Origin of the sequence: Dokdonia donghaensis DSW-1 (genome assembly GCF_001653755.1) — a bacterium.
Taxonomy (GTDB): Bacteria; Bacteroidota; Bacteroidia; order Flavobacteriales; family Flavobacteriaceae; genus Dokdonia; species Dokdonia donghaensis.
On record NZ_CP015125.1, the window covers coordinates 1,427,613 to 1,453,337 of the forward strand.

The 25,725-nt window shown below is 37.8% G+C and carries 28 protein-coding genes; 21 read left to right on the plus strand and 7 right to left on the minus strand.

The features are described 5' to 3' along the window. Positions 1-3: 3 nt before the first annotated feature. Together I597_RS06205 and I597_RS06210 are read left to right on the plus strand one after the other, a co-directional pair. A complete protein-coding gene (locus tag I597_RS06205; protein ID WP_052111940.1) occupies positions 4-831 on the plus strand; it encodes a hypothetical protein in 828 nt (275 codons plus the stop codon). Continuing rightward, positions 831-4,178, plus strand: a complete 3,348-nt coding sequence (locus I597_RS06210) for a VCBS repeat-containing protein (RefSeq protein ID WP_052111942.1) — start codon at positions 831-833, stop codon at positions 4,176-4,178. Before I597_RS06205 ends, I597_RS06210 begins: the two co-directional genes overlap by 1 nt. Here I597_RS06210 and I597_RS06215 read toward each other — a convergent pair. Further along, complete coding sequence (locus I597_RS06215; protein WP_035327525.1) at positions 4,175-5,452, minus strand: replication-associated recombination protein A; 1,278 nt, start codon at positions 5,450-5,452, stop codon at positions 4,175-4,177. The genes I597_RS06210 and I597_RS06215 overlap by 4 nt on opposite strands. Positions 5,453-5,550: 98 nt before the next feature. Between I597_RS06215 and I597_RS06220 the strand changes: the two genes are divergently transcribed. Continuing rightward, entirely contained in the window at positions 5,551-6,327 is a 777-nt protein-coding gene (locus tag I597_RS06220; protein ID WP_035329050.1) for a rhomboid family intramembrane serine protease, read from the plus strand. Here the strand turns inward: I597_RS06220 and rlmB are convergent. The 6 genes from rlmB to I597_RS06250 all read right to left on the minus strand — a co-directional run bounded on the left by rlmB (position 6,322) and on the right by I597_RS06250 (position 15,776). Further along, on the minus strand, positions 6,322-7,056 hold the full coding sequence (rlmB, locus tag I597_RS06225) for a 23S rRNA (guanosine(2251)-2'-O)-methyltransferase RlmB (RefSeq protein WP_035327527.1): 735 nt from the start codon (positions 7,054-7,056) through the stop codon (positions 6,322-6,324). The two genes, I597_RS06220 and rlmB, sit on opposite strands and share 6 nt — an antisense overlap. Before the next feature lie 7 nt (positions 7,057-7,063). Next, the gene (locus I597_RS06230) at positions 7,064-7,834 is read right to left on the minus strand and encodes a DUF6503 family protein (protein WP_035327529.1); all 771 of its coding nucleotides are present in this window, start codon (positions 7,832-7,834) and stop codon (positions 7,064-7,066) included. 77 nt (positions 7,835-7,911) lie between these two features. Beyond that, entirely contained in the window at positions 7,912-8,895 is a 984-nt protein-coding gene (locus I597_RS06235; protein WP_052111944.1) for a hypothetical protein, read from the minus strand. A 15-nt stretch (positions 8,896-8,910) separates the two neighbouring features. Further along, positions 8,911-10,701: a SusD/RagB family nutrient-binding outer membrane lipoprotein gene (locus I597_RS06240; RefSeq protein WP_035327531.1), complete on the minus strand. Its 1,791-nt coding sequence runs from the start codon at positions 10,699-10,701 to the stop codon at positions 8,911-8,913. A 25-nt stretch (positions 10,702-10,726) separates the two neighbouring features. Then, positions 10,727-13,969 carry a SusC/RagA family TonB-linked outer membrane protein gene (locus tag I597_RS06245; RefSeq protein ID WP_035327533.1) on the minus strand — a complete coding sequence of 1,081 codons (3,243 nt, stop codon included), beginning with the start codon at positions 13,967-13,969 and terminating at the stop codon, positions 10,727-10,729. 121 nt (positions 13,970-14,090) lie between these two features. Further along, positions 14,091-15,776 carry a BamA/TamA family outer membrane protein gene (locus I597_RS06250; RefSeq protein ID WP_035327535.1) on the minus strand — a complete coding sequence of 562 codons (1,686 nt, stop codon included), beginning with the start codon at positions 15,774-15,776 and terminating at the stop codon, positions 14,091-14,093. Between the two features lie 189 nt (positions 15,777-15,965). Here I597_RS06250 and rpsL point away from each other — a divergent pair, with 189 nt between their 5' ends. From rpsL to rpsN, 18 genes are all read left to right on the plus strand, one after another. Further along, positions 15,966-16,340, plus strand: coding sequence for a 30S ribosomal protein S12 (gene rpsL / locus I597_RS06255; protein WP_035327537.1), 375 nt, complete (start codon positions 15,966-15,968; stop codon positions 16,338-16,340). 25 nt (positions 16,341-16,365) lie between these two features. Further along, a complete protein-coding gene (gene rpsG / locus I597_RS06260; protein WP_035327538.1) occupies positions 16,366-16,842 on the plus strand; it encodes a 30S ribosomal protein S7 in 477 nt (158 codons plus the stop codon). Positions 16,843-16,845: 3 nt separating this feature from the next. Next, a complete protein-coding gene (fusA, locus tag I597_RS06265; protein WP_035327540.1) occupies positions 16,846-18,972 on the plus strand; it encodes an elongation factor G in 2,127 nt (708 codons plus the stop codon). An 11-nt stretch (positions 18,973-18,983) separates the two neighbouring features. Then, entirely contained in the window at positions 18,984-19,289 is a 306-nt protein-coding gene (gene rpsJ, locus I597_RS06270; RefSeq protein WP_013073266.1) for a 30S ribosomal protein S10, read from the plus strand. A gap of 151 nt (positions 19,290-19,440) precedes the next feature. Continuing rightward, a complete protein-coding gene (rplC, locus tag I597_RS06275; RefSeq protein ID WP_035327543.1) occupies positions 19,441-20,052 on the plus strand; it encodes a 50S ribosomal protein L3 in 612 nt (203 codons plus the stop codon). Then, positions 20,052-20,681 carry a 50S ribosomal protein L4 gene (gene rplD / locus I597_RS06280; RefSeq protein WP_035327545.1) on the plus strand — a complete coding sequence of 210 codons (630 nt, stop codon included), beginning with the start codon at positions 20,052-20,054 and terminating at the stop codon, positions 20,679-20,681. The genes rplC and rplD overlap by 1 nt, the downstream gene beginning before the upstream one ends. 6 nt (positions 20,682-20,687) lie before the next feature. Further along, positions 20,688-20,978 carry a 50S ribosomal protein L23 gene (gene rplW / locus I597_RS06285; protein ID WP_035327547.1) on the plus strand — a complete coding sequence of 97 codons (291 nt, stop codon included), beginning with the start codon at positions 20,688-20,690 and terminating at the stop codon, positions 20,976-20,978. Positions 20,979-20,987: 9 nt separating this feature from the next. After that, positions 20,988-21,812: a 50S ribosomal protein L2 gene (gene rplB, locus I597_RS06290; protein WP_035327549.1), complete on the plus strand. Its 825-nt coding sequence runs from the start codon at positions 20,988-20,990 to the stop codon at positions 21,810-21,812. Between the two features lie 6 nt (positions 21,813-21,818). Beyond that, positions 21,819-22,100: a 30S ribosomal protein S19 gene (gene rpsS / locus I597_RS06295; RefSeq protein ID WP_035327551.1), complete on the plus strand. Its 282-nt coding sequence runs from the start codon at positions 21,819-21,821 to the stop codon at positions 22,098-22,100. A gap of 6 nt (positions 22,101-22,106) precedes the next feature. Beyond that, positions 22,107-22,517: a 50S ribosomal protein L22 gene (gene rplV, locus I597_RS06300; protein ID WP_035327553.1), complete on the plus strand. Its 411-nt coding sequence runs from the start codon at positions 22,107-22,109 to the stop codon at positions 22,515-22,517. 4 nt (positions 22,518-22,521) lie between these two features. Then, positions 22,522-23,241: a 30S ribosomal protein S3 gene (gene rpsC, locus I597_RS06305; RefSeq protein ID WP_035327555.1), complete on the plus strand. Its 720-nt coding sequence runs from the start codon at positions 22,522-22,524 to the stop codon at positions 23,239-23,241. Positions 23,242-23,263: 22 nt separating this feature from the next. Beyond that, positions 23,264-23,686 (plus strand): 50S ribosomal protein L16, encoded by a 423-nt coding sequence (gene rplP / locus I597_RS06310; protein ID WP_035327557.1) that lies wholly within the window; start codon positions 23,264-23,266, stop codon positions 23,684-23,686. 11 nt (positions 23,687-23,697) lie between these two features. Next, entirely contained in the window at positions 23,698-23,886 is a 189-nt protein-coding gene (rpmC, locus tag I597_RS06315) for a 50S ribosomal protein L29 (protein WP_035327559.1), read from the plus strand. Positions 23,887-23,897: 11 nt separating this feature from the next. Next, the gene (gene rpsQ, locus I597_RS06320) at positions 23,898-24,155 is read left to right on the plus strand and encodes a 30S ribosomal protein S17 (protein ID WP_013751331.1); all 258 of its coding nucleotides are present in this window, start codon (positions 23,898-23,900) and stop codon (positions 24,153-24,155) included. Then, positions 24,155-24,523 (plus strand): 50S ribosomal protein L14, encoded by a 369-nt coding sequence (gene rplN / locus I597_RS06325; protein ID WP_035327562.1) that lies wholly within the window; start codon positions 24,155-24,157, stop codon positions 24,521-24,523. The genes rpsQ and rplN overlap by 1 nt, the downstream gene beginning before the upstream one ends. Positions 24,524-24,536: 13 nt before the next feature. Beyond that, entirely contained in the window at positions 24,537-24,848 is a 312-nt protein-coding gene (gene rplX / locus I597_RS06330; RefSeq protein WP_035327563.1) for a 50S ribosomal protein L24, read from the plus strand. 2 nt (positions 24,849-24,850) lie between these two features. Beyond that, entirely contained in the window at positions 24,851-25,402 is a 552-nt protein-coding gene (gene rplE / locus I597_RS06335; RefSeq protein ID WP_035327564.1) for a 50S ribosomal protein L5, read from the plus strand. Positions 25,403-25,405: 3 nt separating this feature from the next. After that, complete coding sequence (gene rpsN / locus I597_RS06340; RefSeq protein ID WP_035327565.1) at positions 25,406-25,675, plus strand: 30S ribosomal protein S14; 270 nt, start codon at positions 25,406-25,408, stop codon at positions 25,673-25,675. Positions 25,676-25,725: the final 50 nt, after the last annotated feature.

Sequence of the window (25,725 nt, forward strand, 5' to 3'; positions counted from 1 at the left end):
CTAATGAAATACTTTTTTACTTTACTTATTATAGCATTAATGAGTATTAACTTAAACGCACAATCTGTAAATGATTATAAGTATGTTATTGTACCAGAGGAGTTTGATTTTTTAAAGTCACCAGACCAATATCAGGTAAATAGTCTCACAAAATTCTTATTTAACAAGTATGGTTTTGAGGCATATCTTAAAAGAGATGAAAAGCCTTTTGATAATCTCACAGACCCTTGTAAAATATTATATGCAGATGTAAAAGGGCGTGCAACTTTTATTAAAACTACCCTCGAAGTAGTTTTAAAAGACTGCAATGATCAAGTGATTTTTAAAACATCAGAAGGGACAAGTAAGGATAAAGAATATAAGAGAGCATATCACAATGCATTAAGAGAAGCATTTTATGATATAGAAGCACTTCAGTATAGCTACAATCCAGCGGGAGAGGTTCAAGACTCTCAAAACCCCCAAAACTCGACCGCGGTAAGTCCAGATGCTATAGAGGTAAATAAAAAACCAACCCAGCAACCACCTGTGATTAAAGAAGAGGTAGTAGACACTGCAGATTCTCAAAATGAAACCTCTCAACCTAGTGCTACAACAATTACCTACACGAGCGAAGACGGCTTTTACAAAGTAATGCAATCTGGAACTACTATTACATTTTATGATGACACAAAAAAGATAGGTGTGGCAACGATAGGTAATCCAGAAACATTTGATATAACCACTACAGACTTTAGTGGCAAAGCATTCTTTTTAGAAGGTAGACTTGTAATACAACGCAAAATTAAAGGTATTGCAGGTGTAGTAGAAATGATTTTTACAAAACAATAATGAAACAATTTTACATACTACTCATAAGTATACTCCTATTGTCTTGTGGTGATAAGGCAGACCAACCTATAGTTTCAAAAACATTTGGTGCAAAAACGGTAAAAGCTAAGGATGTCAAGATTTTTGAGCAAATACCTAGCGATTCAAGCGGAATTACATTTTCAAATACACTTAAAGAAGATGTAGGCTCACTAGCAAATCTATTTGATTTTGATTATTTCTATAATGGCGCTGGCGTGGGTGTGGCAGATATCAATAATGACGGCCTTCAAGATCTCTTTTTTACAGGTAACCAGGTGGCTAATAAATTGTATCTCAACAAGGGTGATTTACAGTTTGAAGATATTTCAGATACTGCAGGTATTAATGCAGGTAAACAATGGGCAAACGGTGTCACATTTGCAGATGTAAATAATGACGGCCTCATAGATATTTATGTGTCACAAGGAGGACCTAAGCAAGCACAAGAGCGTGGCAACCTGTTATATATAAATGAGGGTGATAACCGCTTTCGCGAAAGCGCAAAACAATACAACATTGCAGATACGGGTATAAGTACACAGTCTTCGTTTTTTGATTTTGATAAAGATGGAGACCTTGATCTTGTTGTGTCAAACGAAAATGAACTCTACGGGCTTGATCCTAAACGATTTTTTGCCAGTATGGAGATTCGTAAAAATTTAGAAAAAAGTAGTGTCCAGCTTTATGAAAATACGGGAAATACATTTAAAAATATAACAGAAAAGGCAGGTTTGCTTAGACCCGCCTTTGGTCTAGGCCTTGTGGTGAGTGATATAAATAATGACGGCTGGCTAGACCTTTATATTGCAAATGACTACTATGTGCCAGATGCGATGTACATAAACAATCAAGATGGAACTTTTACAGATAAAATAAAGGAACATACCCGCCAAGTTTCTTTTTATGGAATGGGGGTAGATATAGCAGATATTAATAATGATAAGCTACAAGATATCTTTGTTTTGGATATGGCCGCTAGTGATCACGTACGTTCTAAAACCCTGATGGCTAGTATGAATGAGCAACGCTTTAATATGCTTACAGAAGATCTAGGTTTCCAGCACCAGTATATGTTTAATTCATTGCAGCTCAATCGTGGCAATGGCAGGTTTGATAACGTAGTGCATCAAGCCCATATGGCAAAAACAGATTGGAGCTGGGCAGGACTAATGGCAGATCTGGATAATGATGCAGACCGGGATGTATATGTCACAAATGGATACAGACGTTATGCGCTTGATAACGATATTCAAAATCAAGTACGTGAGACCCAGCGAGCCTTTAACGGTGTAGTACCACTAGAGGTGAAGCAAAAATTATATGATGCGATGCCTACTGAGAAGTTGAGCAATATCGCTTTTGTAAATAACGGAGATCTTGAGTTTAAAAATAACTCTTACCAGTGGGGTCTCGCTGTAGCATCTTACTCAAATGGGGGTGCGTATGCAGACCTTGACAATGATGGGGATCTTGAGCTTATCACAAATAATATAGACGACACGGCTTTTCTTTTTAAAAACCTATCGGTCGAAAATGAGATAGGAAACTTCATAAAAATAAAAACCGAAGGTGTCCTCTCAGAAGATTTTGCTAAGGTTACAATTATAACAAAAAATGGAACACAAGTAGCCGAAAATAAAAGAACCAGAGGCTACCTCTCTGCCGTAGAAGATATAGCGCATTTTGGGTTAGGAGACGATGAAAATATAGATAAAGTTATTGTACAATGGCTCTCTGGAAAACGCAGTGAGTTTATAGATGTAAGAGCAAATCAAATGCTGGTTATAAAGGAAAGTGAAGCTGCTTTAACAGGACTCCCGGTTATAGAAATGGAGGAGCCTAAGTACGCTTTCGCGAAAGCGAGAACGACCTACGGGATAGATTTTACTCATAAAGAGAATGATTTTAATGATTTTAAAAAAGAAGTCCTGTTACCGTACAAGCAGTCTCAATTGGGGCCTTTTATATCTAAGGGAGATGTAAATAATGATGGTCTTAAAGACTTATATGTAGGTGGCGCCGCTGGGCAAGCTGGCGCTATTTATATCCAGTCTAAAACCGGATTTATTAGATCTTCACAACCTAGTCTTTATACAGATAAGTTATATGAAGATATGGAATCTCTTTTTGTAGATGTAGATCAAGATGGTGATCAAGATCTCATTGTATTAAGTGGAGGAAATGAGTTTGCTTCACAAGATGCATTACTTGAGAATAGATTGTATATAAATGATGGGAGTGGCACTTACAAGAGAGAAGCGTTTAATAGTAATAGCGAGTATCGCTATTCTTTTAGTAAGAGCATAGCAGCTATAGATTATGACCAAGATGGTGATCAAGACATAGTAGTAGGTAATCGTATAGAGCAGGGTAAATTTCCAGTAAGTACAGCCTCTGTAATATACAAAAATGAGGGAGGCGTATTTACAGATGTAACAGAGACTGTAGCGCCAGACCTTTTAGATTTTGGAATTATAAACGATGTACTCACTACAGATTTTGATAATGACGGAAAGGATGATCTATTAATAGTAGGCGAGTGGTCACCCGTAGGATTACTTAAAAACATAGGAGGCTCGTTTGTTAAGCAAAGCCTTCCAGAACTAGACGAATCTTTAGGCTTATGGTTTGCTGCAGCCGAAACAGATGTTAATGGTGATGGTGTGAAGGATTATGTGATAGGAAACATAGGTAATAACATTAAGTACAAGGCATCAAAGAAAAAACCATTTAAGGTATTTGCAAACGATTTTGATGGTAATGGCACTTTTGATCTTGTGTTAAGTAATGAGTACAATGGCAATTATGTGCCTGCGAGAGGTAAGGAATGTAGCACACAGCAAATGCCCTTCATTTCTGAAAAATTTACAACATATTCTGATTTTGCAAATGCTACCCTCCAAGACATTTATGGAGAAGGTCTTAATAATGCATACGCTAAAGAGGTAAATACATTCTCTTCATTACTTCTTATAGGTAAAAAGGAAGGTGGTTTTACTACGGCTACACTTCCAGCTTTGGCACAAGCTGGACCAGGGCTTGCTATAGAAGTGCTGGATATTAATAAAGACGGGTATGAAGACTTAATTATTGCTGGTGCTATTTATGAGACTGAGGTTGAAACGCCTAGATATGATGCTGGAGTAGGAGTTATTTTAATATCAAATAAGAAAGATGGTTATAATGCACTGTCAACTGCAGAGACGCTACTTTTTCTAGATGGTAATGTAAAAGATATCCAAACTATAGCGCATAAAGGCTTGTCAAAAAAAATCTTAGTTTCTGCTGTAAATGATGCCGCTATAACAGTGGTAGATATAGACTAGTAATTGTATTTAGAACCCCACTTGGCTTTTAGGTTTTCTCTTATAGCTTTTTCTCTTGTGTTATCTGTGGGTTCATACAGAGTCGTGCCACTTATTTCTTTAGGTAAAAACTCTTGTTGCACAAAGTTGCCAGGGTAATCGTGTGAGTATTTATAATCATCACCATAACCTATTTCTTTCATAAGCTTAGTAGGAGCATTACGTAAGGGTAGTGGTACAGATAAATCTCCTGTTTGCTTTACAAGTTGCTGGGCCTTTCCTATAGCCATATATGCAGCGTTACTCTTAGGAGAGCTTGCGAGATACGTCACACACTGACTTAAAATAATACGGGCCTCAGGGTATCCTATTGTAGTAACGGCTTGAAAACAGTTATTAGCAATAACTAGTGCGGTAGGATTTGCGTTTCCGATGTCTTCTGCTGCGGCAATAATAAGTCTTCTTGCAATAAATTTCACATCCTCTCCGCCTTCTATCATTCTCGCCAGCCAGTATACGGCAGCATTAGGGTCACTACCGCGTATAGATTTTATAAATGCAGATATGATATCATAATGTTGTTCTCCTGTTTTGTCATAACGCACAATATTTTGTTGCACTTTTGATAATACCATATCATTTGTAACGACTACATCCTTATCATTTTCTGTAGTGACTATGAGCTCAAAAATATTAAGTAATTTACGAGCATCGCCGCCACTTAGTCTTAATAAAGCTTCTGTTTCTGAGAGGGTAATATTTTTTTTCTTGAGGATCTCATCTGTTTTAATAGCCCTATTGAGTAAGAGGATGAGGTCTTTCTTTTCAAAAGGTTTTAAAATATAGACTTGGCATCTCGATAGTAGTGCAGGTATAACTTCAAAACTCGGGTTTTCTGTAGTTGCCCCAACTAGAGTCACCCATCCACGCTCAACGGCACCTAGTAGAGAGTCTTGTTGAGACTTTGAAAATCGATGTATTTCATCTATAAATAATATGGGGTTTTTCTGAGTAAAGAGCCCACCACTTTGCTTTGCCTTATCAATCACCTCTCTAATGTCCTTAACGCCGCTGTTTATCGCGCTTAGTGTATAAAAAGGTCTTTTAGACTCTTCGGCGATTATGGTTGCTAGTGTAGTTTTACCTATGCCTGGTGGTCCCCATAATATAAGTGAGGGTATAATCCCGGCTTTGAGAGCCTGTTGCAATGAGCCATTCTCACCTACTAGGTGATGTTGACTCAAGTAATCTTCTAGTTTTTTAGGACGTAGGCGTTCTGCAAGCGGTGTATTCATCATACAAAAATAGCTAATTAAAAATGTCTTGTATGACAATCTTTCATCTAGATACACTATGGTCACAAAATTGCTTTCTTGTGGCAAAGCTTGCGCTTATGGATAGTGAATCTTCGTATTTTAAATTCTATAATGGAGTAGTGGGGTACCCGTTGCTTTTTGTGCTCATTATCTGGTTTGTATTTTGGGTCGAGATAAAATTTGGATTAGATTTTACGCAATGGGGCGTACGTCCCAGAACATTTAAGGGATTAAGAGGTGTCCTTTTCTCACCATTCATACATAGCGGTATAAAGCACTTGTGGCACAATACAACACCGCTATTAGTTTTAAGTACCGCCCTTTTCTATTTTTATAGAACAATTTCTTGGAAAGTTCTAGTTTTAATAGTGTTTCTAAGTGGTTTAGGAACTTGGTTAATAGGTCGCACCTCTTATCATATTGGTATGAGCGGCGTTATTTATGGGCTCGTGGCTTTCTTATTTTTTAAAGGTATACTCGCTAAGCACTACAGACTAGTAGCACTTTCACTTGTTGTGGTTTTTTTATATGGGAGTTTAATATGGGGCACGATGCCTACAAGCCAAAATATCTCTTGGGAAGGTCATCTATCTGGTTTTATAGCTGGTGCTCTGATTGCATTACGCTTTCGCGAAAGCGTACCAAAACCCATTACATATGCTTGGGAGGAACCTGATTATAATGAGGCAGATGATCCTTTTATGAGGCAGTTTGACGAAGATGGAAACTTCTTTGAATTACCCCCTGATCCAAAAATTGACACAGAGGCAGACTCTTATACAATTATTTATCACTTTGTAAGTAACGACGGTGATGATGCGCAAGCTCCGGATGTCCCTCAGAATGATTTATAAGCGTTGTCTCACCGCTTCATAAAGAAAGGCTCCACAGGCAACCGAAACATTTAAAGAGGCAATAGAACCCTTAAGAGGGAGTTTTGCTTGATGATCCACAATTTTAAGTACACCTGGTGATACACCGCTATCTTCACGTCCCATTACTATTGCAGTAGGTTCTTTAAAATCTACGTCGTAGAGAGTGTTGTCTGTTTTTTCAGTTGCAGCTACAACTTGAATTCCTGATCCTTGCAGATAGTAAATAGCATCTTTTATATGATCTACTTTGGCAATAGGCATACTAAATGCGGCACCAGCAGATGTTTTTACAGCAACACCATTGAGAGGAGCGCCTCCTTTTTTGGGTATTATTACACCGTGGGCTCCTGTACACTCTGCAGTACGTATAATTGCACCAAAGTTGCGTACATCTGAGAGTTGATCAAGCAAAATAAATAATGGTGTTTCTCCACTCTCTACCGTTCTATTCACAAGTTCTTCAAAGTCGTGATATTTAACCGGAGATATTGTAGCAACAGCACCTTGGTGGTTGAGTTGTGTAAGCTTATTAAGTTTTTCAATAGGTACAAAAGAGGTTTGTATCCCATTTTTCTTGATAAGTGTATTCAGTTCGCTCAGTAGTGAGTTGTGAAGTCCTTTCTGTAGAAAAACTTTATCTACTTCTTTACCTGCTTCTATCGCTTCTATGATTGCACGTGTTCCGTGTATTTGTAGTGTTTTTTCCATAAATAAGTTAATAAGTAAGATTAAGGGAGTCGCGAGGTGTAACTGTTATATTCTGAAAGCTAATAGTTCTATGGTCCTTCAATTGAGCAGAATTATATTCTTTAAATAACATTGAAAGAGGAAGCTCTTTATCTCGTGGGGTAAAGATAATATAGTCTTGAAAAATTACATCATTTATCTTTCTTGTATTTTTAAGTCTTCGGAATTGATTTATACTGCCCGATAGTGAATGGTTGAGCGCTATGTATTCTACTAAAAAGTTTTCTGTATTTATATATAGGATAAATTGATCATCAATTTTAGATGGCATTTCAACATTTGAAGCTTGAATGGTAAAATACTTTTTATTTCTTATTTCTACTTCATCTAACTTTTTATAGAGTATATCTTTCGTAGCTAAAGACAAAGGTAAGTTTGCTGCATAAAGAAAACCGTAAAGAGATTTTTCTAACATTGGCGCTGGATAACTACCTTCCTCTTGTAAATCTCCATCAATAAAGTATTCAATATAACCTCCGTTATATGTTCCTTTGTGTTCTATATTATCTTTATAGCGGCTAAATGATTGAATAGCTCTACCATTCTCTTTTTCTTGGGTATATGTCGTATTATCTACTGAAAAAGTAATTTTGTGGGAGTCAAATGTTGATTTTCCGTGAGCTTGCAACGTATTGTTTACTATTTCTATTTGTGAAAGTTCTCCTTCTTTTTGTGATTTGTTTTTACAAGAACTAATTGTTAGTATAGGTATAAGTATAAGTATAAGGGCCTTTTTCATAGCTTTAAGTAAAATGTTTTACAAAAAAATAAAGGTCACCTTGTAAGGTGACCTTTAAAAATAAATATAATGTCTTATTACTGTTTAGTAAATAGTAAAACAGATGTATAAGGTGCACTTGGACAAGTACTATCAGTATCTCCAGCAGTCAGTATGAAATCTAAAGTGAAAGATGTGTCATCTGTCTGATCATAAGAACCAAAGTTAGTTCCAAATGATCCTTGCTGTATGGCTCCACCACAACCAACTCCACCTCCAACGCTTTGTTGAGGAGTTACTGTGTCTTCACAAACTAAATTGAAAACCATATCTCCTATGAAACCTCCAAATTCAGGAAGATAGATTACATCTTCTATAGTACGCTCAGTTGGTCCACCTTCTTCATTTGATATCGTGTAAACTTGCTCAGTAAAATCTTGAGATACACCGAAATCAGGGAATACTCCAGAAACAATTGAAAGAGCATAATCTCCAAGGAATTGATCTTCGCCAACTGGACAAGTTACACTTGCATTATAACGGAATGGAGAATTAAAGAAACCTCCAGTGATTATCCCTCCTGCATTATCCGCATTAAATACACGCCCGTCAGTTAGATTTAATGTAAGGTCAATAATAAATACGTCTCCTCCAAAAAGGTTAGCAGGGTCTACATTAGCAAGTGCTGCTAGTTCTTCAATTGTATAAGTAAGTGTAGTTCTTGGTAGTCCAAAAGGGCCATCCGTAAATTCACTTGCAGGAACTGTTCCTAAAGAAAAAGTTTCTAGGTTTGCTCCGGTTGTATCTCCATCGTCTTCTGAGTTATCCTCAAAACGACCAACTACATCTACACTCATTAGTAAATCGCCTCCTTGTACATCTTGCTCTTCTATCTCAATTGAAAATTGAGCACCAGGTGTATTAATAGGTAATTCATTAGAAAAGATTTCAGTTGTTCTTAGAACAGCTCCTCTTTCAACATTTTCTTGAACAAAATCTGTTGTGTTTTGTTCATCATCCTCACAAGAGGCCATTCCAATTAGAATGGCTCCTGCAAAGGCATATTTTATTAAGTTTTTCATTTTGCTTTTATTTTTTTAGTTAGCTGCTGGGAAACCACCAGATACTGCTGAAGGTGGATTAGTATCCCAAAATACTTGTACGTTTTGATCTGGCTTCTGACTAATGTTTGGATTAGCAACTATTTCAGCCGTAGTATAAGGGAATGATCTTGGGAATGCTCCTGGATCTGCCTCTAGGTTTGGCTGTAAAGTTGTTGGGTAGCCTTGTCTTCTGTAAAAATTATAAGCTTCAGCACCACCGCCATACATTGTAATCCAGAATTGTTCTGCAAGAATATTCCATTTTCCATCTGTATCTGCGTTATTGAAATCTGCAACTACATCATCAATAAAGTCTTGATTATCAGCCGATGTTGGTAGCAAAGTATTAGCTAAAACAACATTTGATAATTCACCAGTGTTTGAATCAATATCTGCTGATATTATTCCATTTACAGCGCTCTGATCTAGGTCACCAAAACCTTGAACCTTAGCAATAGATTTTTCTAAACCACTCTGAATAAAACCTGCTGCTGCTCCTGGATCTCCAGAAACCATAGCTGCTTCTGCTCTCCAAAAATCTACATAAGAAGAAAGGATAATAGGCTCAATTCCAGCGCCAACTCCACCTTCTCCTAATCCTACAAGATCGTCATCTTCGTCTAGTTCTAATGTAAATGAACCATCTTCTTGCTCAACAACAACAAGATTATCAAAGTTATTAGCATCTAATTTACCTCCACTTGGGTAAACTCCAGTTGCAGTTTTAACAAACTCATCTGGTGGAGCACCTCTATCATCTCCGTGATCACGTCCCCAGTATCCATCTTCTAAGAAGCAGAAAGTAAATCCATTATAATGGGTAGGAGCAGTTTCTAAAGAACAGCTTAAAGTTTCACCATCTCCTCCAGGATCACAAGAAGCACCTGGAGTACAACCTGATTGTCTGTAAAAATAGTAACGTATTCTAGGATCGTCATTTTCTAACATTGTTCCCATTAACCAGTTACTACGGTAAGGGCCTACACCTTGCTCAGTGTAGTTTGCAAAATAATCTGGATGTTGTGTATTCGGATTTAATAAATTAGTGCCGTATTGAAACTGTAAATCATCCTCAGCATCAGTAATAAAATTCCCTTCTGCAACAATTGCATTAAATGTAGCAATATCTCCTGTAGTAATTGCAGCTTTCATAGCAATACTATTTGCCGCTTTTACCCATTTAGTTGGATCTTCATCATAAAACATATCTACAGCAGGAACGAGAGCGTCACCGGCCGAAATAGATTCAAGTAAAGCTTTACCTTCATTTAGAATTCCAAGAGCCCCATCGTAAACAGATGCACCAGCATCTACATTAGGACTTGGGAATTCAAGAGGATTAAGTGCCTCAGTAAAAGGAATGTCGCCAATATAATCAACCAACCATAGTAACGAATGAGCCTGCATTACCTTAGCAGTTCCTAAGTGGAAACGAAGGTCTTGGGTTGGGTCTTCGGCAAGTTGTTCTATAGCGATAACATCTGCAAAGATTCCTGCATAAGTTCTCGTCCAAGCTCCATCAAGACTTCCGCCTGTAAGGCCGTTAAAATAATCTCTTGAACCAAAAGTACCTATTCTAGTTAGTGACTCACCATTACCATTAAAAGTAATTGCATTATTACGATACGAGAGCTGTATTGAATTAAGCAAGAAAGATGGGTCACCCGTTCCTTCTGGCAGACTGTTTGGGCTTTCTACAAGTTCTAGTTCAGTCGTCTCACAAGAGAAGAATAAAGAACTACTTGCCAGAGCAACAGCCATTATGAATTTAAATGTGTTTTTCATAATTCTATTTTTAAAATCTTTTTAATTAAAATGATGCTTTAACGCTTACTCCATATCTTTTAGATGATGGACCATTGATGTAATCAAAACCACGTCCGTTACCAACACCAACACCAGCTACGTTAGGGTCAAAGTTAGCTCCGTCTGGAGTATTGTAAGCGTCATACCATAAGTTAAACCCACTAGCAGTTACGCTGAAAGATCCAAATGGAGTTTTTTCTAATAATTTCTTCGGTACACTGTATCCTAAAGAAACTTCTTGAAGTCTTAGTACTGATGCGTCGTATATCTGGAGTTCTTTTGGTCCAAATAATACGTTTGAGAAGTAGTACTGTGAGTTGTTGATCTGTGTTTGGTTAGGACTACCATCTGCAGTTACACCAGGAAGTATGTAAGTATTCTCACGATCTTCAGTTTCTGTGATAAGTCCACGTCCTAATAATACCGCAATTGTAGAAGAAGCAATATCTCCTCCTTTAGTATGGTTCATTTGGAAACCTAGATTGAAATTCTTGTAAGAGAAACTGTTTATCCAGTTCATTACATAGTCAGGGTTAGGGTTACCTATGATTGGAGTAATATTACGTCCATCAGCAAGAGTGACGTTATCTTCAACAACATAGTTACCAGCTCCATTCACTACAAAGTTTCCATTGTCATCTCTTTGTATACGAGTACCTACAATAACTCCTAATTGCTCACCGCGTATTGCTGCGTTTCCTCCAAGGAAAGGCTCAGGTCGTCCAGCATAGATGATTTGGTCATCTTCTTGCTCTGTTACAATTTGCTCACTAGTAGTAAAGTTTATTCTAGAATTCCAAGTAAATCCGTCAGATTCTGATTCGAATACATCAACTCCTAAGTCAATTTCAAAACCATCACCTTCTACTTTACCTACGTTTGCTTGTGTAGAAGTAAATCCAGTAGATGGAGGAAGAGGTTTAGTTACAATTAAATCATCAGTAGAACGATTAAAGTATGATAAATCAAGACTTACGCGATTTTTAAGGAAACGAGCATCAAATCCAACTTCAAATTCAGAAACAAGCTCAGGCTTAAGATCTGGATTAGCTTGGAAGTTACTTACACTGTTAGTAGTTACGTTATTGATTGAAAATGGATCAATAAATTGGTTTGTAAACTGGCTTACTGTATTTACAGTAGGGAATCCTGTAGGGAAACCAGCAGATGTTCCTAAACCTGCTCTTACTTTTAAGTAATTAAGAGCATCTCCTTTCAAACCATCAAAAGCAGTTGTTGGTAAGAAAGATAAACTTACAGAAGGATAGAATTTTGAATTGTTTTCTTTAGGTAAGTTAGAAACCCAATCATTACGAGCAGCAAGTGTTAAGAATAACATATTGTCATAATCTATGTCTGCTTGCCCTAAAACTCCAACTATATTTCTAAAAGATGTAAATTGTACAGGTGTCTGCTCTAAAAAGTTAAAGTGTCTTTGTATTCCAAATACAAGTTGTCCAGTACTGTTTACACCTTGAACATCAATGTTTCTTGATCTAGAAGTTGCTCCTGTTACGAAGGTCATTCCAATTTTATCAGAGAGGTCATAATCTCCACTTAATGCAACATAGTGATCCCAAATACGAACATTAGTATCTCTAGTGTTATATTCACCATTAATGTCATCAACACCTGCAGATCCAAGGACACCACCTTTATTTACACCAAAAGCAAAACGTGAATTATAAAAATCAACACCTGCACGGTATTGTAAATTCAAATTATCATTAATTGCATATGACAGTGTTGATGTACCATATACACGGTTTGTTAATTCTTTAGATCCAGCATTTCTAACAATCCAATTTGGGTTGTTGATGTCATTACCGTTTCTGTAGTATAAACTACCTCCAGTTTCAGGAATATCAAATGGTAATCCTGCTAAATCTACGTTACGAGGAGTAAAGAATACATTTGCAAAAACAGAGAATCCTAACGTACCATTACCACGAGATGCAGCAACAGGAGGAGAAGAAACATCCGTTCTAGAGAAGTTCATAGTCCCCGCAATAGTAAACTTATTAGAAAGTTGAGCGCGTCCACCAACAGATAAGTTGTTTCTACGTAATTGGTTTCCTGGAATAAATCCTTTGTCTTCTAAATGACCGTAGTTTACATTGAAGTTTACTTTACCGTCTTCTGATGCACCGTTAATGTTAATCGAAGTGTTTGAAACTCCACCTGTGCGGAAGAATTGAGATACGTTATTGTAAGGTCTGTACTCATAACGTTGTCCCGCAAATTCATCTCCTCTTGACCCGTTAAAGGCTGCTTGAGTATCATAAGGGTGAGCAACAGTTCCATTCTCGTCTATGAGTTGAGCAGGATCATTTAAATACCCATCTACTCCACCAGCATTAAAAGAAGGTCCCCAGTTTGAGAAAAACCATCCAAATGATTGATCAAAACCACCTCCATAACTATCTTGGTAATCAGGTAATGATGCAATTTCATTTACGAAATATGATTGGTTAATAGTTATTTCGCTTTTCTTTGGTCCACCGTTACCAGTGGTTCCAGACTTTGTTGTGATTACAATAACCCCATTACGTCCAGCAGTACCATAAAGAGTTGCAGCAGCAAGTCCTTTAAGTACGTTTACACTTTCAATGTTGTTTGGGTCAAGGTCTAAGAAACGTGAAGACCCGTTGTTACCATTAAGAAAGTCACCTGAGGTGTTAGTGTCACTACTAAAAGGTACACCATCAACTACGAATAATGCTTGGTTACTTCCATTAATTGAAGTGTAACCACGTATAATTACGTTTGTAGCAGATCCAGAAGCACCACTCTGCGATGTAATCTGGACACCAGAAGCTTTTCCTGAGAGTACACGAGCAACGTCACCTTCTGTACGTCCTTCTATTTCTTCAGAAGCAACTTCACTTACCGCATAACCAAGCGCTTTTTTCTCACGCTTAACACCTTGTGCTGTTACAACGACTTCATCAAGAGCATTATCAGCAGCAAGAGCGACATTAATTGTTGATTGATTCCCTACTGTAACCTCTTGTGTTGCGAAACCAACAAAACTAAAGACAAGTACATCAGATGGACTTGCTTGAATTGAGTAATTTCCGTCAAAATCGGTTTGAGTTCCCGTAGAAGTACCTTTGATAATGACATTTGCACCAGGCAAAGGACCATTGTCTTCAGTAACAGTTCCGGAAACTGTTGTTTGTGCAAACGAAACTTGCACTACAAACGCTAGCAATAGCGTTAAAATTCCACTAAACTTTGTTTTCATTTTTATAAATTATTTGAATTAGCCAATGCCAAAAATCACAATAAAAAGTTAATTACACAACTAATAGTTCCTAAAATTTAGTTTTTTTTTAACGCTTTGTAAATGGTGTTAATCCCTTTATTTAAAAGCGTACGGCAAGAATTAGATGTAATTTTGTGTTTGAGAAGTCAAATGCGGAATTGTTAAATTTTCCGTTTGCAATATTGATTTGCAGTAGTCCTGCCTTAGTGCGTATTCCTGCTCCTGCTCCTAGGCTTAACAGGTAATTCTTTTTATTTGCAATACTATTTTCTACATACCCGCCGTCTGTTACTGTATTGATGTATAGGCTATTGCTTAGTTTTAGTCTGTATTCTGTGTTTATGATACCAGAGAGATTTGCAAAGATGCTGTTCTCTTCAAAGCCTCTTATAGAAGTAATTCCTCCTAGTCTGAAAAGTTCGTTTGTGATATAATTTTCAGAAAACAAACTGTTAAAAGATCCGGAAATATAGATTGAGTTTTTGTTATTAAAATTGAAAATCCTTTTCATTTTTAATAAAATTTGGGTCTGTGGTGTTTTTGTCATATTCGCAATTCTAGTTCCGTAATTAGTTTGAATATGAAATTGCGTGGTTGTAGGGAAGAAATAGTCATTGTTTCTTTTGGTATACTGGTATTCCAGGTATCCTGTTGTGGTATTAAAGTCTGCTACGTACTTTTCTGTGTCTTGATTGGTGAGAAGGTTTTCTGATGTTATATTACGGTATCCTGTTGAGATTTTGTGATTAGTAGTCGGGTGGTAATATGCCTGAATGTTTATATCTGTAGTTGAGAATGTGCTATCTTTTCTAAAGATGGAGAGTGAGCTTTCTATTCCTAAGGGTGTCTTTAGTATATAGGGTAGTGATACTTTTATTTTAAGTTGTGATTGATCCTCCCCGTCAGATTTGTAGTTAAGTGATAGTTCTTCGCCGTAGTTAAAGTTGTTTATGAGTTGTAAGTCTAGGTAGCCATCTAGTCTTAAAGTATTGTCTTCGTTTGATGCAAAACCAATAAAACCGTCAAATTGATTTTGGTCTACTTTTTTAATGTAGTAAAAAACGGTGGTGCTATCTTTTTTAAACAGAGCCTCAGCTTTTTTAGTTGTACTTATAAAACGTAAACTGTGTAGCTCTTCGTTTATAGTATTCAGCTTTTCTTGGTTGTAGGTTTTGTTGAGTACTTCTTTTGTTATGTTGTTTAAAAACGTAGTAGGATAATTCGGATATCCTTTATAAATCACATCGGTTATTTTTCGTTGTTTGTTAGATGTTACTTCTAGTCTACCATTTATGATGTTGTTGGTTTTTGTGAGTTCTGTTATTTGAAAACTTGCAAACGGATCACCATTGTTTGCGGCAATAGTTGTTAGTTGCTCTAATAGCGCTTTCGCGAAAGCGGTTTCTATAATTAGAATATCATTATCTATGGTGTAGGCTGTCTCCTTAATATAGATTTTTAGAATGGGTTGTTTTGAGATGTCAAGAGTTAATGAATCGTACCTAGTGTTTAGTGAGAATGTTGTCGTGTAGATGTTATTGCTCTGTTGAACTGTTTTTTCAATATCAAAATAGCCTTCTGTAATGAGTCGGTTTGTGATGCTGTCTATTTCGTTATAGAGTAAAGCAGCTTCGGTAAAAGATTTAGTGTGTGGTATTGTGTTAAGTAATTCAGTTTCTTCTTTATTCTCTCCTTCTAGTAATAGGAGTAGTTTTGAATCTGAATTTTGACCACTTAATGTAATGGTGAAGACAAATAGTGTAAGTAATAATATGTAGGTCTTCAAAAAATGGATGGATTTATGGTTGTTTTGGTAACGTGTTTTTCGGTTGCTAAAGTATGTTAGTTTTTTGGTATTCAGAACTTTTTTGAAAAATAAGCAAGCTGCTATTTGATGGCTGAGAAAAATTTCATACTTTTGCCAACCCTTAAAATGGGTATATTAAGTAAATTAACAATTAGGTAGAAAGAAATTATGCCAACAATTTCACAATTAGTACGTAAAGGAAGAACCAAGATTACCAAGAAGAGTAAATCGGCGGCCCTTGAATCGTGCCCACAACGCCGCGGCGTATGTACTCGTGTTTACACGACTACACCTAAGAAACCAAACTCGGCTATGCGTAAAGTTGCGCGTGTTCGTTTAACAAATGGTAAAGAGGTGAATGCATACATCGGAGGAGAAGGTCACAATTTACAAGAGCACTCGATAGTATTGGTAAGAGGTGGAAGGGTAAAAGATTTGCCAGGAGTTAGATATCATATTGTACGTGGAGCCTTAGACACCGCTGGTGTTGCAGGAAGAACGCAAGCGAGATCTAAATATGGTGCAAAACGCCCTAAGAAGTAAATCAACAACACTTTAAGAAGAAGTAATGAGAAAAAAACAGGCCAAGAAGAGACCTATTCTTCCAGATCCAAAATTTAACGATCAGTTAGTAACTCGTTTCGTTAATATGATGATGTGGAGTGGTAAGAAGTCTACAGCTTTTAAAGTATTTTATGATGCAATTGACATCGTAGAAGAAAAGAACACAAATGAAGAAAAGACAGCTTTAGAGCTGTGGAAAGATGCTTTATCTAACGTAATGCCGCACGTTGAAGTGCGTAGTCGTCGTGTGGGAGGAGCAACTTACCAGATACCAAACCAAATTCGCCCAGATCGTAAGATCTCTACTGCGATGAAGTGGTTAATTAGCTTTTCTCGTAAGAGAAATGAGAAGTCTATGGCTGCAAAGCTAGCTGCAGAGATTATGGCTGCGGCAAAAGAAGAAGGTGCTGCTGTTAAAAAGCGTGTTGATACACACAAAATGGCAGAAGCAAATAAAGCATTCTCACACTTTAGATTCTAAGAAATGGCAAGAGATTTAAAATTTACTAGAAATATTGGTATTGCGGCTCACATTGATGCTGGAAAAACCACTACTACAGAGCGTATACTTTATTATACGGGTGTAAGTCATAAAATCGGTGAGGTTCACGACGGTGCTGCAACGATGGACTGGATGGAGCAAGAGCAGGAGCGTGGTATTACAATTACCTCTGCTGCAACTACTTGTACTTGGAAGTTCCCAATGGAGAACGCTAAGCCTCTTCCAGAAACTAAAGACTATCACTTTAATATTATTGATACTCCTGGTCACGTTGATTTTACGGTAGAAGTTAACCGTTCTTTACGTGTTCTTGATGGATTAGTATTTCTTTTTAGTGCTGTAGATGGTGTTGAGCCACAGTCAGAAACTAACTGGAGACTTGCAGATAATTATAAAGTGCCTAGAATAGGTTTTGTAAACAAGATGGACCGTCAGGGTTCTAACTTCCTTGCTGTTTGTCAGCAGGTGAAGGATATGTTGAAGTCAAACGCTGTGCCTATCGTTTTAAACATAGGTGACGAGGGTGACTTTAAAGGTATTGTTGATCTTGTGAAGAACCGTGCAATTGTATGGCACGATGAAACTCAGGGGTCTACGTTTGACGTTATTGACATTCCTGAAGATATGAAAGAGGAAGCTCGTAAGTATCGAGCTATGCTTATTGAGGAGGTTGCAACATATGATGAAAACCTTCTTGAGAAATTTATGGAAGATGAAGATTCTATTACAGAAGAAGAGGTGCACGCTGCACTTCGTGCTGCTGTAATGGATATGGCGATTATCCCTATGATATGTGGATCTGCCTTTAAGAATAAAGGAGTTCAATTTCTTCTTGACGCAGTATGTCGTTACCTTCCTTCTCCTACAGATAAAGATGGTATCGTTGGGATTAACCCAGATACAGAAAAAGAAGAGCTACGTAAGCCAGACGTAAAAGAGCCATTTGCTGCTCTAGCGTTTAAAATTGCAACAGATCCTTTTGTAGGTCGTCTTGCATTCTTCCGTGCTTACTCGGGTCGTCTAGATGCTGGATCATATATCTTAAATAACCGTTCAGGTAAAAAAGAGCGTATATCACGTATCTATCAAATGCACTCTAATAAGCAAAATGCTATCGATTTCATCGAGGCTGGAGATATTGGAGCAGCAGTAGGATTTAAAGATATTAAGACTGGAGATACAATGTCCGATGAAAAGAACCCAATTGTTCTTGAATCTATGGACTTCCCAGATCCAGTAATTGGTATCGCTGTTGAGCCAAAAACTAAGGCAGATGTTGATAAGTTAGGTATGGCTTTAGCAAAACTTGCTGAAGAAGATCCAACGTTCCAAGTAAAAACAGATGAGGCATCAGGACAGACTATTATATCTGGAATGGGTGAGCTTCACTTAGATATTATTGTAGATCGTCTTAAGCGTGAGTTTAAGGTAGAAGTTTCTCAGGGTCAGCCACAGGTTGAGTACAAGGAGGCTATTACCCAAAAAGCACAGCACAGAGAAACTTATAAAAAGCAATCTGGTGGACGTGGTAAATTTGCAGATATCGTATTTACACTTGAACCAGCAGAAGAAGGCGCTGAAGGATTACAGTTTGAATCTACTATTAAAGGAGGTAACGTACCAAAAGAATTTGTTCCTTCTGTAGAGAAAGGATTCAAAATGGCAATGGTAAATGGACCTCTTGCAGGTTATGAGGTTGATGCTATGAAAGTAACATTAACAGATGGATCTTACCACGATGTGGATTCTGATCAACTTTCTTTCGAACTTGCTGCAAAGCTTGGATTTAAGAACGCTGCAAAAGCTGCAAAAGCTGTTATAATGGAGCCTATTATGAAGCTTGAGGTTATTACTCCAGAAGAAAATATGGGTGATATCGTAGGTGACCTTAACCGTCGTCGTGGTCAAGTATCTGATATGGGAGACCGTGCAGGTGCAAAGACAGTAAAAGCTACTGTGCCACTTTCTGAGATGTTTGGATATGTAACAACGTTACGTACGCTTTCATCTGGTCGTGCGACTTCAACTATGGAATTCTCGCACTATGCAGAAACTCCTTCTAATATTGCAGAAGAAGTAATCGCTGCCTCAAAAGGTACAAACGAATAATTACTAAGGAAATGAGTCAAAAAATTAGAATAAAACTAAAATCTTACGATCACAACTTAGTAGATAAGAGTGCTGAGAAAATCGTAAAGACTGTGAAGACGACAGGTGCTGTAGTAACTGGACCTATTCCGCTTCCAACACATAAAAAAATCTTTACTGTATTACGTTCTCCACACGTAAACAAGAAATCTCGTGAGCAGTTTGAGCTTAGCTCTTACAAGCGTTTACTTGATATCTATTCTTCTTCATCAAAGACTATTGATGCTTTAATGAAGTTAGAATTACCATCTGGAGTAGAGGTAGAGATTAAGGTGTGATAGGTGTTTACGCTTTTGCGAAAGCGTAAATAATAACCGCACTAACTTGTCCTGAGCTGCGCGCGAGGGAAAAACGGAAAACACACATTCAAGGTCGAACGTGTTCGGCCTTGTTTTTTGAATTGAATTTTAATAATTAATATTTATAAATATGTCTGGGTTAATCGGAAAGAAAGTAGGTATGACTAGCATCTTTGACGAGAACGGGAAGAATATTCCTTGTACAGTTATTGAAGCGGGTCCCTGCGTTATCACCCAAGTCAGAACCAAAGAAACTGACGGGTATGAAGCCCTTCAACTTGGTTTCGATGACGTTAAAAAGGCAAACAAAGCTGCTACTGGCCACGCCAAAAAAGCAGGAACTGTTGCTAAACGTAAAGTTGTCGAGTTTCAAGGATTTGAAGGAGAGTTTAAATTAGGAGATGCAATTACTGTAGATCATTTTGCTGAAGGAGAGTTTGTTGATGTATCGGGAACTTCAAAAGGTAAAGGATTTCAAGGGGTTGTAAAGCGTCACGGTTTTGCCGGTGTAGGTCAAGCGACTCACGGTCAACATAACCGTCTTAGAGCTCCTGGTTCTATTGGAGCAGCATCTTACCCTGCACGTGTATTCAAAGGAATGCGTATGGCAGGACGTATGGGTGGTGACAAAATAAAAGTTCAAAATCTTAAAGTATTGAAAGTAGTAGCTGAGAAGAACCTACTTGTAGTGAAAGGATGTGTTCCTGGTCACAAAAATGCTTATGTAATCATTCAGAAGTAATGAAGGTAGCAGTTGTAGATATCAAAGGAAAAGAAACAGGGAGAAAGGCAGACCTTTCTGATGCTGTTTTTGGAATTGAACCAAACAAGCACGCTGTTTACTTAGACGTTAAGCAATTTCTTGCAAACCAACGTCAAGGTACGCACAAGGCTAAAGAAAGAGCAGAGATCGCAGGATCTACTCGTAAAATCAAAAAACAAAAAGGAACAGGTACGGCTCGTGCGGGTAGTATCAAGTCTGGTGTTTTTAAAGGTGGAGGACGTATGTTCGGACCAAGACCGAGAAATTACTCTTTCAAATTAAATAAAGGATTAAAGAGACTTGCACGTCGTTCTGCACTTACAATGAAGGCTAACGATAACGCAATCACTGTAATAGAAGACTTCAATTTTGACGCTCCAAAAACAAAAGATTTTGTGAACGTTTTGAAAGCCTTAGGCTTAGAAAATAAAAAGTCACTAATAGTGTTGGGAGAGTCAAATAATAATGTATATTTGTCGTCGCGCAATTTAAAGGCCTCAAAAGTCGTAAAAAGCTCAGAATTAAGCACTTACGGTATTATGAATGCAAATAATGTTGTATTCTTAGAGGGTTCTTTAGAAGGTGTTGAGGCAAACTTAGCAAAATAAGACACGATGAGTATTTTAATAAAACCTGTTATTACAGAAAAAGCGACAAAAGATAGTGAGGAAATGAATCGCTATACTTTTGAAGTTAGTATGAGAACAAATAAGGTTGAAATTAAGAAAGCGGTAGAAGCTGCTTATGGTGTTTCAGTTGAAAAAGTTCGCACAATGAATGTCCGCCCGGATCGCAAGTCTCGTTATACGAAGTCTGGTGTTCTTTCTGGTAAAACAAATGCTATTAAGAAAGCAATTGTACAGCTGGCGGAAGGTGATACAATAGATTTTTATAACAACATTTAAGACAACAAAATGTCAGTAAGAAAATTAAAACCTATCACTCCTGGGCAGCGATTTAGAGTTGTAAATGGTTTTGACCAGATTACAACTGATAAGCCGGAAAAAAGCCTTTTGGCTCCGAAAAAACGCTCAGGTGGTAGAAACAATACGGGTAAAATGACAATTCGCCAAGTAGGTGGAGGTCACAAGAAGCGTTACCGTATTATCGATTTCAAACGTAACAAAGAAGGGGTTCCTGCAACTGTTGCGTCTATCCAGTATGATCCAAATAGAACTGCGTTTATCGCACTTCTTAATTATCAAGATGGAGAAAAGAGGTATATTATTGCTCAAAATGGTCTTCAAGTAGGTCAGAATTTAGTTTCTGGATCTAATGTAGCTCCAGAGATTGGTAATGCAATGCCGCTTTCAGATATTCCATTAGGTACTATAATCTCTTGTATAGAGTTGCGTCCAGGTCAAGGAGCTGTTATGGCTCGTTCGGCTGGAGCATTTGCTCAGTTAATGGCTCGTGATGGTAAATTTGCAACTGTAAAGTTGCCTTCAGGTGAGACAAGATTGATTCTTGCAACGTGTATGGCTACAATAGGAGCTGTGTCTAACAGTGATCACCAGTTACTTGTATCTGGTAAAGCTGGTAGAAGCCGTTGGTTAGGTCGTCGTCCACGTGTACGTCCAGTAGTGATGAACCCTGTTGATCACCCTATGGGAGGTGGTGAAGGTAAGTCTTCTGGAGGTCACCCTAGAAACCGTAATGGTGTACCTGCTAAAGGTTTCAGAACGCGCTCTAAGACGAAGTCGAGTAATAAGTATATTGTAGAACGTAGAAAGAAATAATAAGATATGGCACGTTCATTAAAAAAAGGACCTTACGTTCACTATAAGTTAGAAAAGAAAGTTGCTGCAAATGTAGAAGGCAATAAAAAGACTGTCATTAAGACTTGGTCTAGAGCTTCTATGATTACTCCAGATTTTGTGGGGCAAACTATTGCAGTACATAATGGTCGCCAGTTTGTACCAGTATATGTTACTGAGAATATGGTAGGTCATAAGCTAGGAGAATTTTCACCTACGCGTTCTTACAGAGGACACGGAGCTGATAAGAAAAATAAAGGTAAAAGATAACAGGAGATGGGAGTTCGTAAAAAAGAAGCGGCAAATCGTCGCAAAGAGGCTAACAAGTCTATCGCTTTCGCGAAATTGAATAACTGCCCTACCTCTCCACGTAAAATGCGTCTTGTAGCAGATATGGTACGAGGAACGCAAGTGGAAAGAGCACTTCAGTTATTGAAATTTAGTAATAAAGAAGCATCACGTAAAGTTGAGAAACTAGTTCTTTCTGCAGTTGCAAACTGGGAAGCAAAAAATGAAGACGCAAGTATCGAAGATGCAAATCTTTTTATTAAAGAGATCAAAGTTGATTCTGGAACAATGTTAAAAAGATTACGTCCAGCACCACAAGGTCGCGCGCACCGAATAAGAAAACGTTCTAACCACGTAACAGTGGTTCTTGGAGCAAAAGATAACACACAAAGCAATTAATTAGATGGGACAGAAGACAAATCCAATCGGAAATCGCCTTGGAATAATCAGAGGATGGGAATCTAACTGGTACGGAGGTAATGACTACGGTGATAAACTTGCCGAAGACGATAAGATTAGACGTTATATTCACGCTCGTTTAAGTAAAGCTAGTGTGTCAAGAGTTATCATTGAGCGTACGCTTAAACTTGTAACCGTTACTATTACTACTGCAAGACCTGGTATTATTATCGGGAAAGGTGGTCAGGAAGTAGACAAGTTAAAAGAAGAGCTTAAGAAACTCACAGGTAAAGAAGTACAAATTAATATCCACGAAATCAAACGTCCAGAGCTAGATGCATTTCTAGTAGGTCAGAGTGTTGCTCGTCAGATTGAAGGAAGAATTTCTTTCCGTCGTGCAATAAAGATGGCAATTGCGGCTGCAATGCGTATGAATGCTGAGGGTATTAAGATCCAGATTTCAGGGCGTTTGAACGGTGCAGAGATGGCACGTACAGAGTCTTATAAAGATGGACGTATTCCTTTATCAACTTTTAGAGCCGACATAGATTATGCTTTAGTTGAAGCTCACACTACTTACGGTAGACTGGGTGTTAAAGTATGGATTATGAAAGGTGAAGTATATGGCAAGAGAGAGCTTTCTCCTTTAGTTGGACTTCAAAACAGTAAGTCTAAAGGTGGCGGAGGTCGTAAGGATAACCGAGGACCACGTCGTAGAAAGTAATTTTTTAAAAAGACAGTAAAAAATGTTACAGCCTAGAAAAACAAAATTCCGCAAGCAGCAGAAGGGTCGTATGAAAGGACTAGCGCAAAGAGGGCACACGCTTTCTAATGGCCAGTTTGGTATAAAATCATTAGACTCAGCTTTTGTAACTGCGAGACAAATAGAAGCAGCTCGTATTGCAGCAACACGTTATATGAAAAGGGAAGGAACTCTTTGGATTAAGATCTTCCCGGACAAGCCTATTACAAAGAAGCCTCTTGAGGTACGTATGGGTAAAGGTAAAGGTGCTGTAGAATATTGGGCAGCAGTTGTAAAACCAGGACGCATTATGTTCGAATTAGGAGGTATTCCTGAACCAGTTGCAAAAGAGGCATTACGTCTTGCAGCTCAGAAATTACCAGTGAGAACTAAGTATGTCGTAGCTAGAGATTTTTCAGCTGAATAAATTTGAGTACTATGAAACAATCAGAGGTAAAAGGATTATCTACAGCAGAATTGCAAGAAGAGCTTGGTAAAGCAAAGAGATCTTATATGGATCTTAAGATGGCTCACGCTATCTCTCCACTTGACAATCCTATTCAATTGCGTTCTATGAGACGTACAGTCGCTAGAATTGCAACTGAATTAACTAAAAGAGAACAATAACGCTGCTTAAGATGGAAAAAAGAAATTTAAGAAAAGAGCGTGTTGGTGTAGTAACTAGTAACAAGATGCAAAAATCTATCGTTGTTGCCGAAGTTAAAAAAGTAAAGCACCCTATGTATGGTAAGTTCGTTTTAAAAACGAAGAAGTATGTAGCACACGACGAAACAAACGACTGCAACGAAGGAGATACAGTTAGGATAATGGAAACACGTCCTATGAGTAAATCTAAGACTTGGAGACTAGTAGAAATCATTGAAAGAGCGAAGTAATGTTACAGCAAGAATCAAGATTAAAAGTAGCAGACAATACAGGAGCAAAAGAAGTTTTGACTATCCGTGTATTAGGAGGTACTAAGAGAAGATATGCTTCTGTAGGAGACAAGATTGTTGTATCTGTAAAGGATGCAACACCTAATGGCCAGGTTAAAAAAGGTGCCGTGTCTACAGCAGTAGTTGTGCGTACTAAGAAAGAAGTACGTCGTCCAGATGGATCTTATATCCGTTTTGATGATAACGCTTGTGTTCTTTTAACTGCTCAAGGTGAGATGCGCGGTACTCGTGTGTTTGGACCAGTAGCAAGAGAGCTTCGTGACAAACAGTTTATGAAGATTGTATCATTAGCACCAGAGGTGCTTTAATACAGAGAAGAAGATGACAAAGCTTAAAATAAAAACGGGAGATACTGTAAAGGTTATTGCTGGAGATCATAAAGGATCTGAAGGTAAAGTCGTAAAAGTATTTATCGAGAAGAACAAAGCAATCGTTGAGGGTGTTAATATGGTGAAGAAGCACGAAAAGCCTAGCGCCGCAAATCCTCAAGGTGGAATAAAAGAAAAAGAAGCGCCACTTCAAATATCTAACCTTTCCCTTTTAGATAAGGATGGTAAAACTACGAGAGTAGGTTACCGTATGGAAGATGGTAAGAAGGTACGCTTTGCAAAGTCTAACAACGAAATATTATAGTGATGGGATACGTACCAAGACTAAAACAAGAGTTTAATGACCGCGTGACGCCAGCCCTTCAAGAAGAGTTTGGATATAAGAACGTTATGCAGGTACCTCGTCTTAATAAGATTGTAGTATCTCGTGGTGTTGGAGCTGCGGTTGCAGATAAGAAGTTAGTTGAAAATGCTGTAGAAGAGCTTACTCTTATTACAGGACAAAGAGCTATCTCGACAATGTCTAAAAAAGATGTTGCAACATTTAAATTACGTAAAGGAATGCCTATTGGTGCAAAAGTAACTTTACGTGGGGAGCGTATGTATGAGTTTTTAGATAGACTTGTAACATCTGCATTGCCACGTGTACGTGACTTTAACGGTATTAATGCAACAGGATTTGATGGGCGTGGTAACTATAGTATGGGTATCACTGAGCAAATCATTTTTCCAGAGATCAATATTGACAGAATTAAGAAAATTGATGGTATGAACATCACTTTTCAAACATCTGCTCAAACTGATAAGGAAGCAAAATCGTTGCTTAAAGAATTAGGTTTACCTTTTAAAAAGAACTAAGATATGGCTAAAGAATCAATGAAAGCCCGTGAGGTAAAGCGTGCTAAAACAGTTGCAAAATATGCTGAAAAACGTAAAGCTTTAAAAGAAGCTGGAGATTACGAAGGACTGCAAAAGCTACCTAAGAACGCTTCACCTATACGTCAGCACAATCGGTGCAAACTTACAGGTCGTCCTAAAGGTTATATGCGTCAGTTTGGTATATCACGTGTGATGTTCCGTCAGATGGCTAACCAAGGGTTGATACCAGGTGTTAAGAAAGCAAGCTGGTAGATTAAAGAGTACAAATTGGTAGAAGGTTCTTTTTATGCTTTCGCGAAAGC

What these genes read in the sequence shown, in the direction of transcription:
- rplW (WP_035327547.1), top strand. Translation starts at nt 20,688, where the DNA reads ATGAGTATTTTAATAAAACCTGTTATTACAGAAAAAGCGACAAAAGAT.
- rpsG (WP_035327538.1), top strand. Translation starts at nt 16,366, where the DNA reads ATGAGAAAAAAACAGGCCAAGAAGAGACCTATTCTTCCAGATCCAAAA.
- I597_RS06215 (WP_035327525.1), bottom strand. Translation starts at nt 5,452, where the DNA reads ATGAATACACCGCTTGCAGAACGCCTACGTCCTAAAAAACTAGAAGAT.
- fusA (WP_035327540.1), top strand. Translation starts at nt 16,846, where the DNA reads ATGGCAAGAGATTTAAAATTTACTAGAAATATTGGTATTGCGGCTCAC.
- rpsL (WP_035327537.1), top strand. Translation starts at nt 15,966, where the DNA reads ATGCCAACAATTTCACAATTAGTACGTAAAGGAAGAACCAAGATTACC.
- rpsN (WP_035327565.1), top strand. Translation starts at nt 25,406, where the DNA reads ATGGCTAAAGAATCAATGAAAGCCCGTGAGGTAAAGCGTGCTAAAACA.
- I597_RS06210 (WP_052111942.1), top strand. Translation starts at nt 831, where the DNA reads ATGAAACAATTTTACATACTACTCATAAGTATACTCCTATTGTCTTGT.
- rplX (WP_035327563.1), top strand. Translation starts at nt 24,537, where the DNA reads ATGACAAAGCTTAAAATAAAAACGGGAGATACTGTAAAGGTTATTGCT.
- I597_RS06240 (WP_035327531.1), bottom strand. Translation starts at nt 10,701, where the DNA reads ATGAAAAACACATTTAAATTCATAATGGCTGTTGCTCTGGCAAGTAGT.
- rpsJ (WP_013073266.1), top strand. Translation starts at nt 18,984, where the DNA reads ATGAGTCAAAAAATTAGAATAAAACTAAAATCTTACGATCACAACTTA.
- rplE (WP_035327564.1), top strand. Translation starts at nt 24,851, where the DNA reads ATGGGATACGTACCAAGACTAAAACAAGAGTTTAATGACCGCGTGACG.
- rplP (WP_035327557.1), top strand. Translation starts at nt 23,264, where the DNA reads ATGTTACAGCCTAGAAAAACAAAATTCCGCAAGCAGCAGAAGGGTCGT.
- I597_RS06230 (WP_035327529.1), bottom strand. Translation starts at nt 7,834, where the DNA reads ATGAAAAAGGCCCTTATACTTATACTTATACCTATACTAACAATTAGT.
- rlmB (WP_035327527.1), bottom strand. Translation starts at nt 7,056, where the DNA reads ATGGAAAAAACACTACAAATACACGGAACACGTGCAATCATAGAAGCG.
- rpmC (WP_035327559.1), top strand. Translation starts at nt 23,698, where the DNA reads ATGAAACAATCAGAGGTAAAAGGATTATCTACAGCAGAATTGCAAGAA.
- rplD (WP_035327545.1), top strand. Translation starts at nt 20,052, where the DNA reads ATGAAGGTAGCAGTTGTAGATATCAAAGGAAAAGAAACAGGGAGAAAG.
- rplB (WP_035327549.1), top strand. Translation starts at nt 20,988, where the DNA reads ATGTCAGTAAGAAAATTAAAACCTATCACTCCTGGGCAGCGATTTAGA.
- I597_RS06235 (WP_052111944.1), bottom strand. Translation starts at nt 8,895, where the DNA reads ATGAAAAACTTAATAAAATATGCCTTTGCAGGAGCCATTCTAATTGGA.
- I597_RS06220 (WP_035329050.1), top strand. Translation starts at nt 5,551, where the DNA reads ATGGATAGTGAATCTTCGTATTTTAAATTCTATAATGGAGTAGTGGGG.
- rpsQ (WP_013751331.1), top strand. Translation starts at nt 23,898, where the DNA reads ATGGAAAAAAGAAATTTAAGAAAAGAGCGTGTTGGTGTAGTAACTAGT.
- rplV (WP_035327553.1), top strand. Translation starts at nt 22,107, where the DNA reads ATGGGAGTTCGTAAAAAAGAAGCGGCAAATCGTCGCAAAGAGGCTAAC.
- rplN (WP_035327562.1), top strand. Translation starts at nt 24,155, where the DNA reads ATGTTACAGCAAGAATCAAGATTAAAAGTAGCAGACAATACAGGAGCA.
- rpsC (WP_035327555.1), top strand. Translation starts at nt 22,522, where the DNA reads ATGGGACAGAAGACAAATCCAATCGGAAATCGCCTTGGAATAATCAGA.
- I597_RS06205 (WP_052111940.1), top strand. Translation starts at nt 4, where the DNA reads ATGAAATACTTTTTTACTTTACTTATTATAGCATTAATGAGTATTAAC.
- rpsS (WP_035327551.1), top strand. Translation starts at nt 21,819, where the DNA reads ATGGCACGTTCATTAAAAAAAGGACCTTACGTTCACTATAAGTTAGAA.
- rplC (WP_035327543.1), top strand. Translation starts at nt 19,441, where the DNA reads ATGTCTGGGTTAATCGGAAAGAAAGTAGGTATGACTAGCATCTTTGAC.
- I597_RS06245 (WP_035327533.1), bottom strand. Translation starts at nt 13,969, where the DNA reads ATGAAAACAAAGTTTAGTGGAATTTTAACGCTATTGCTAGCGTTTGTA.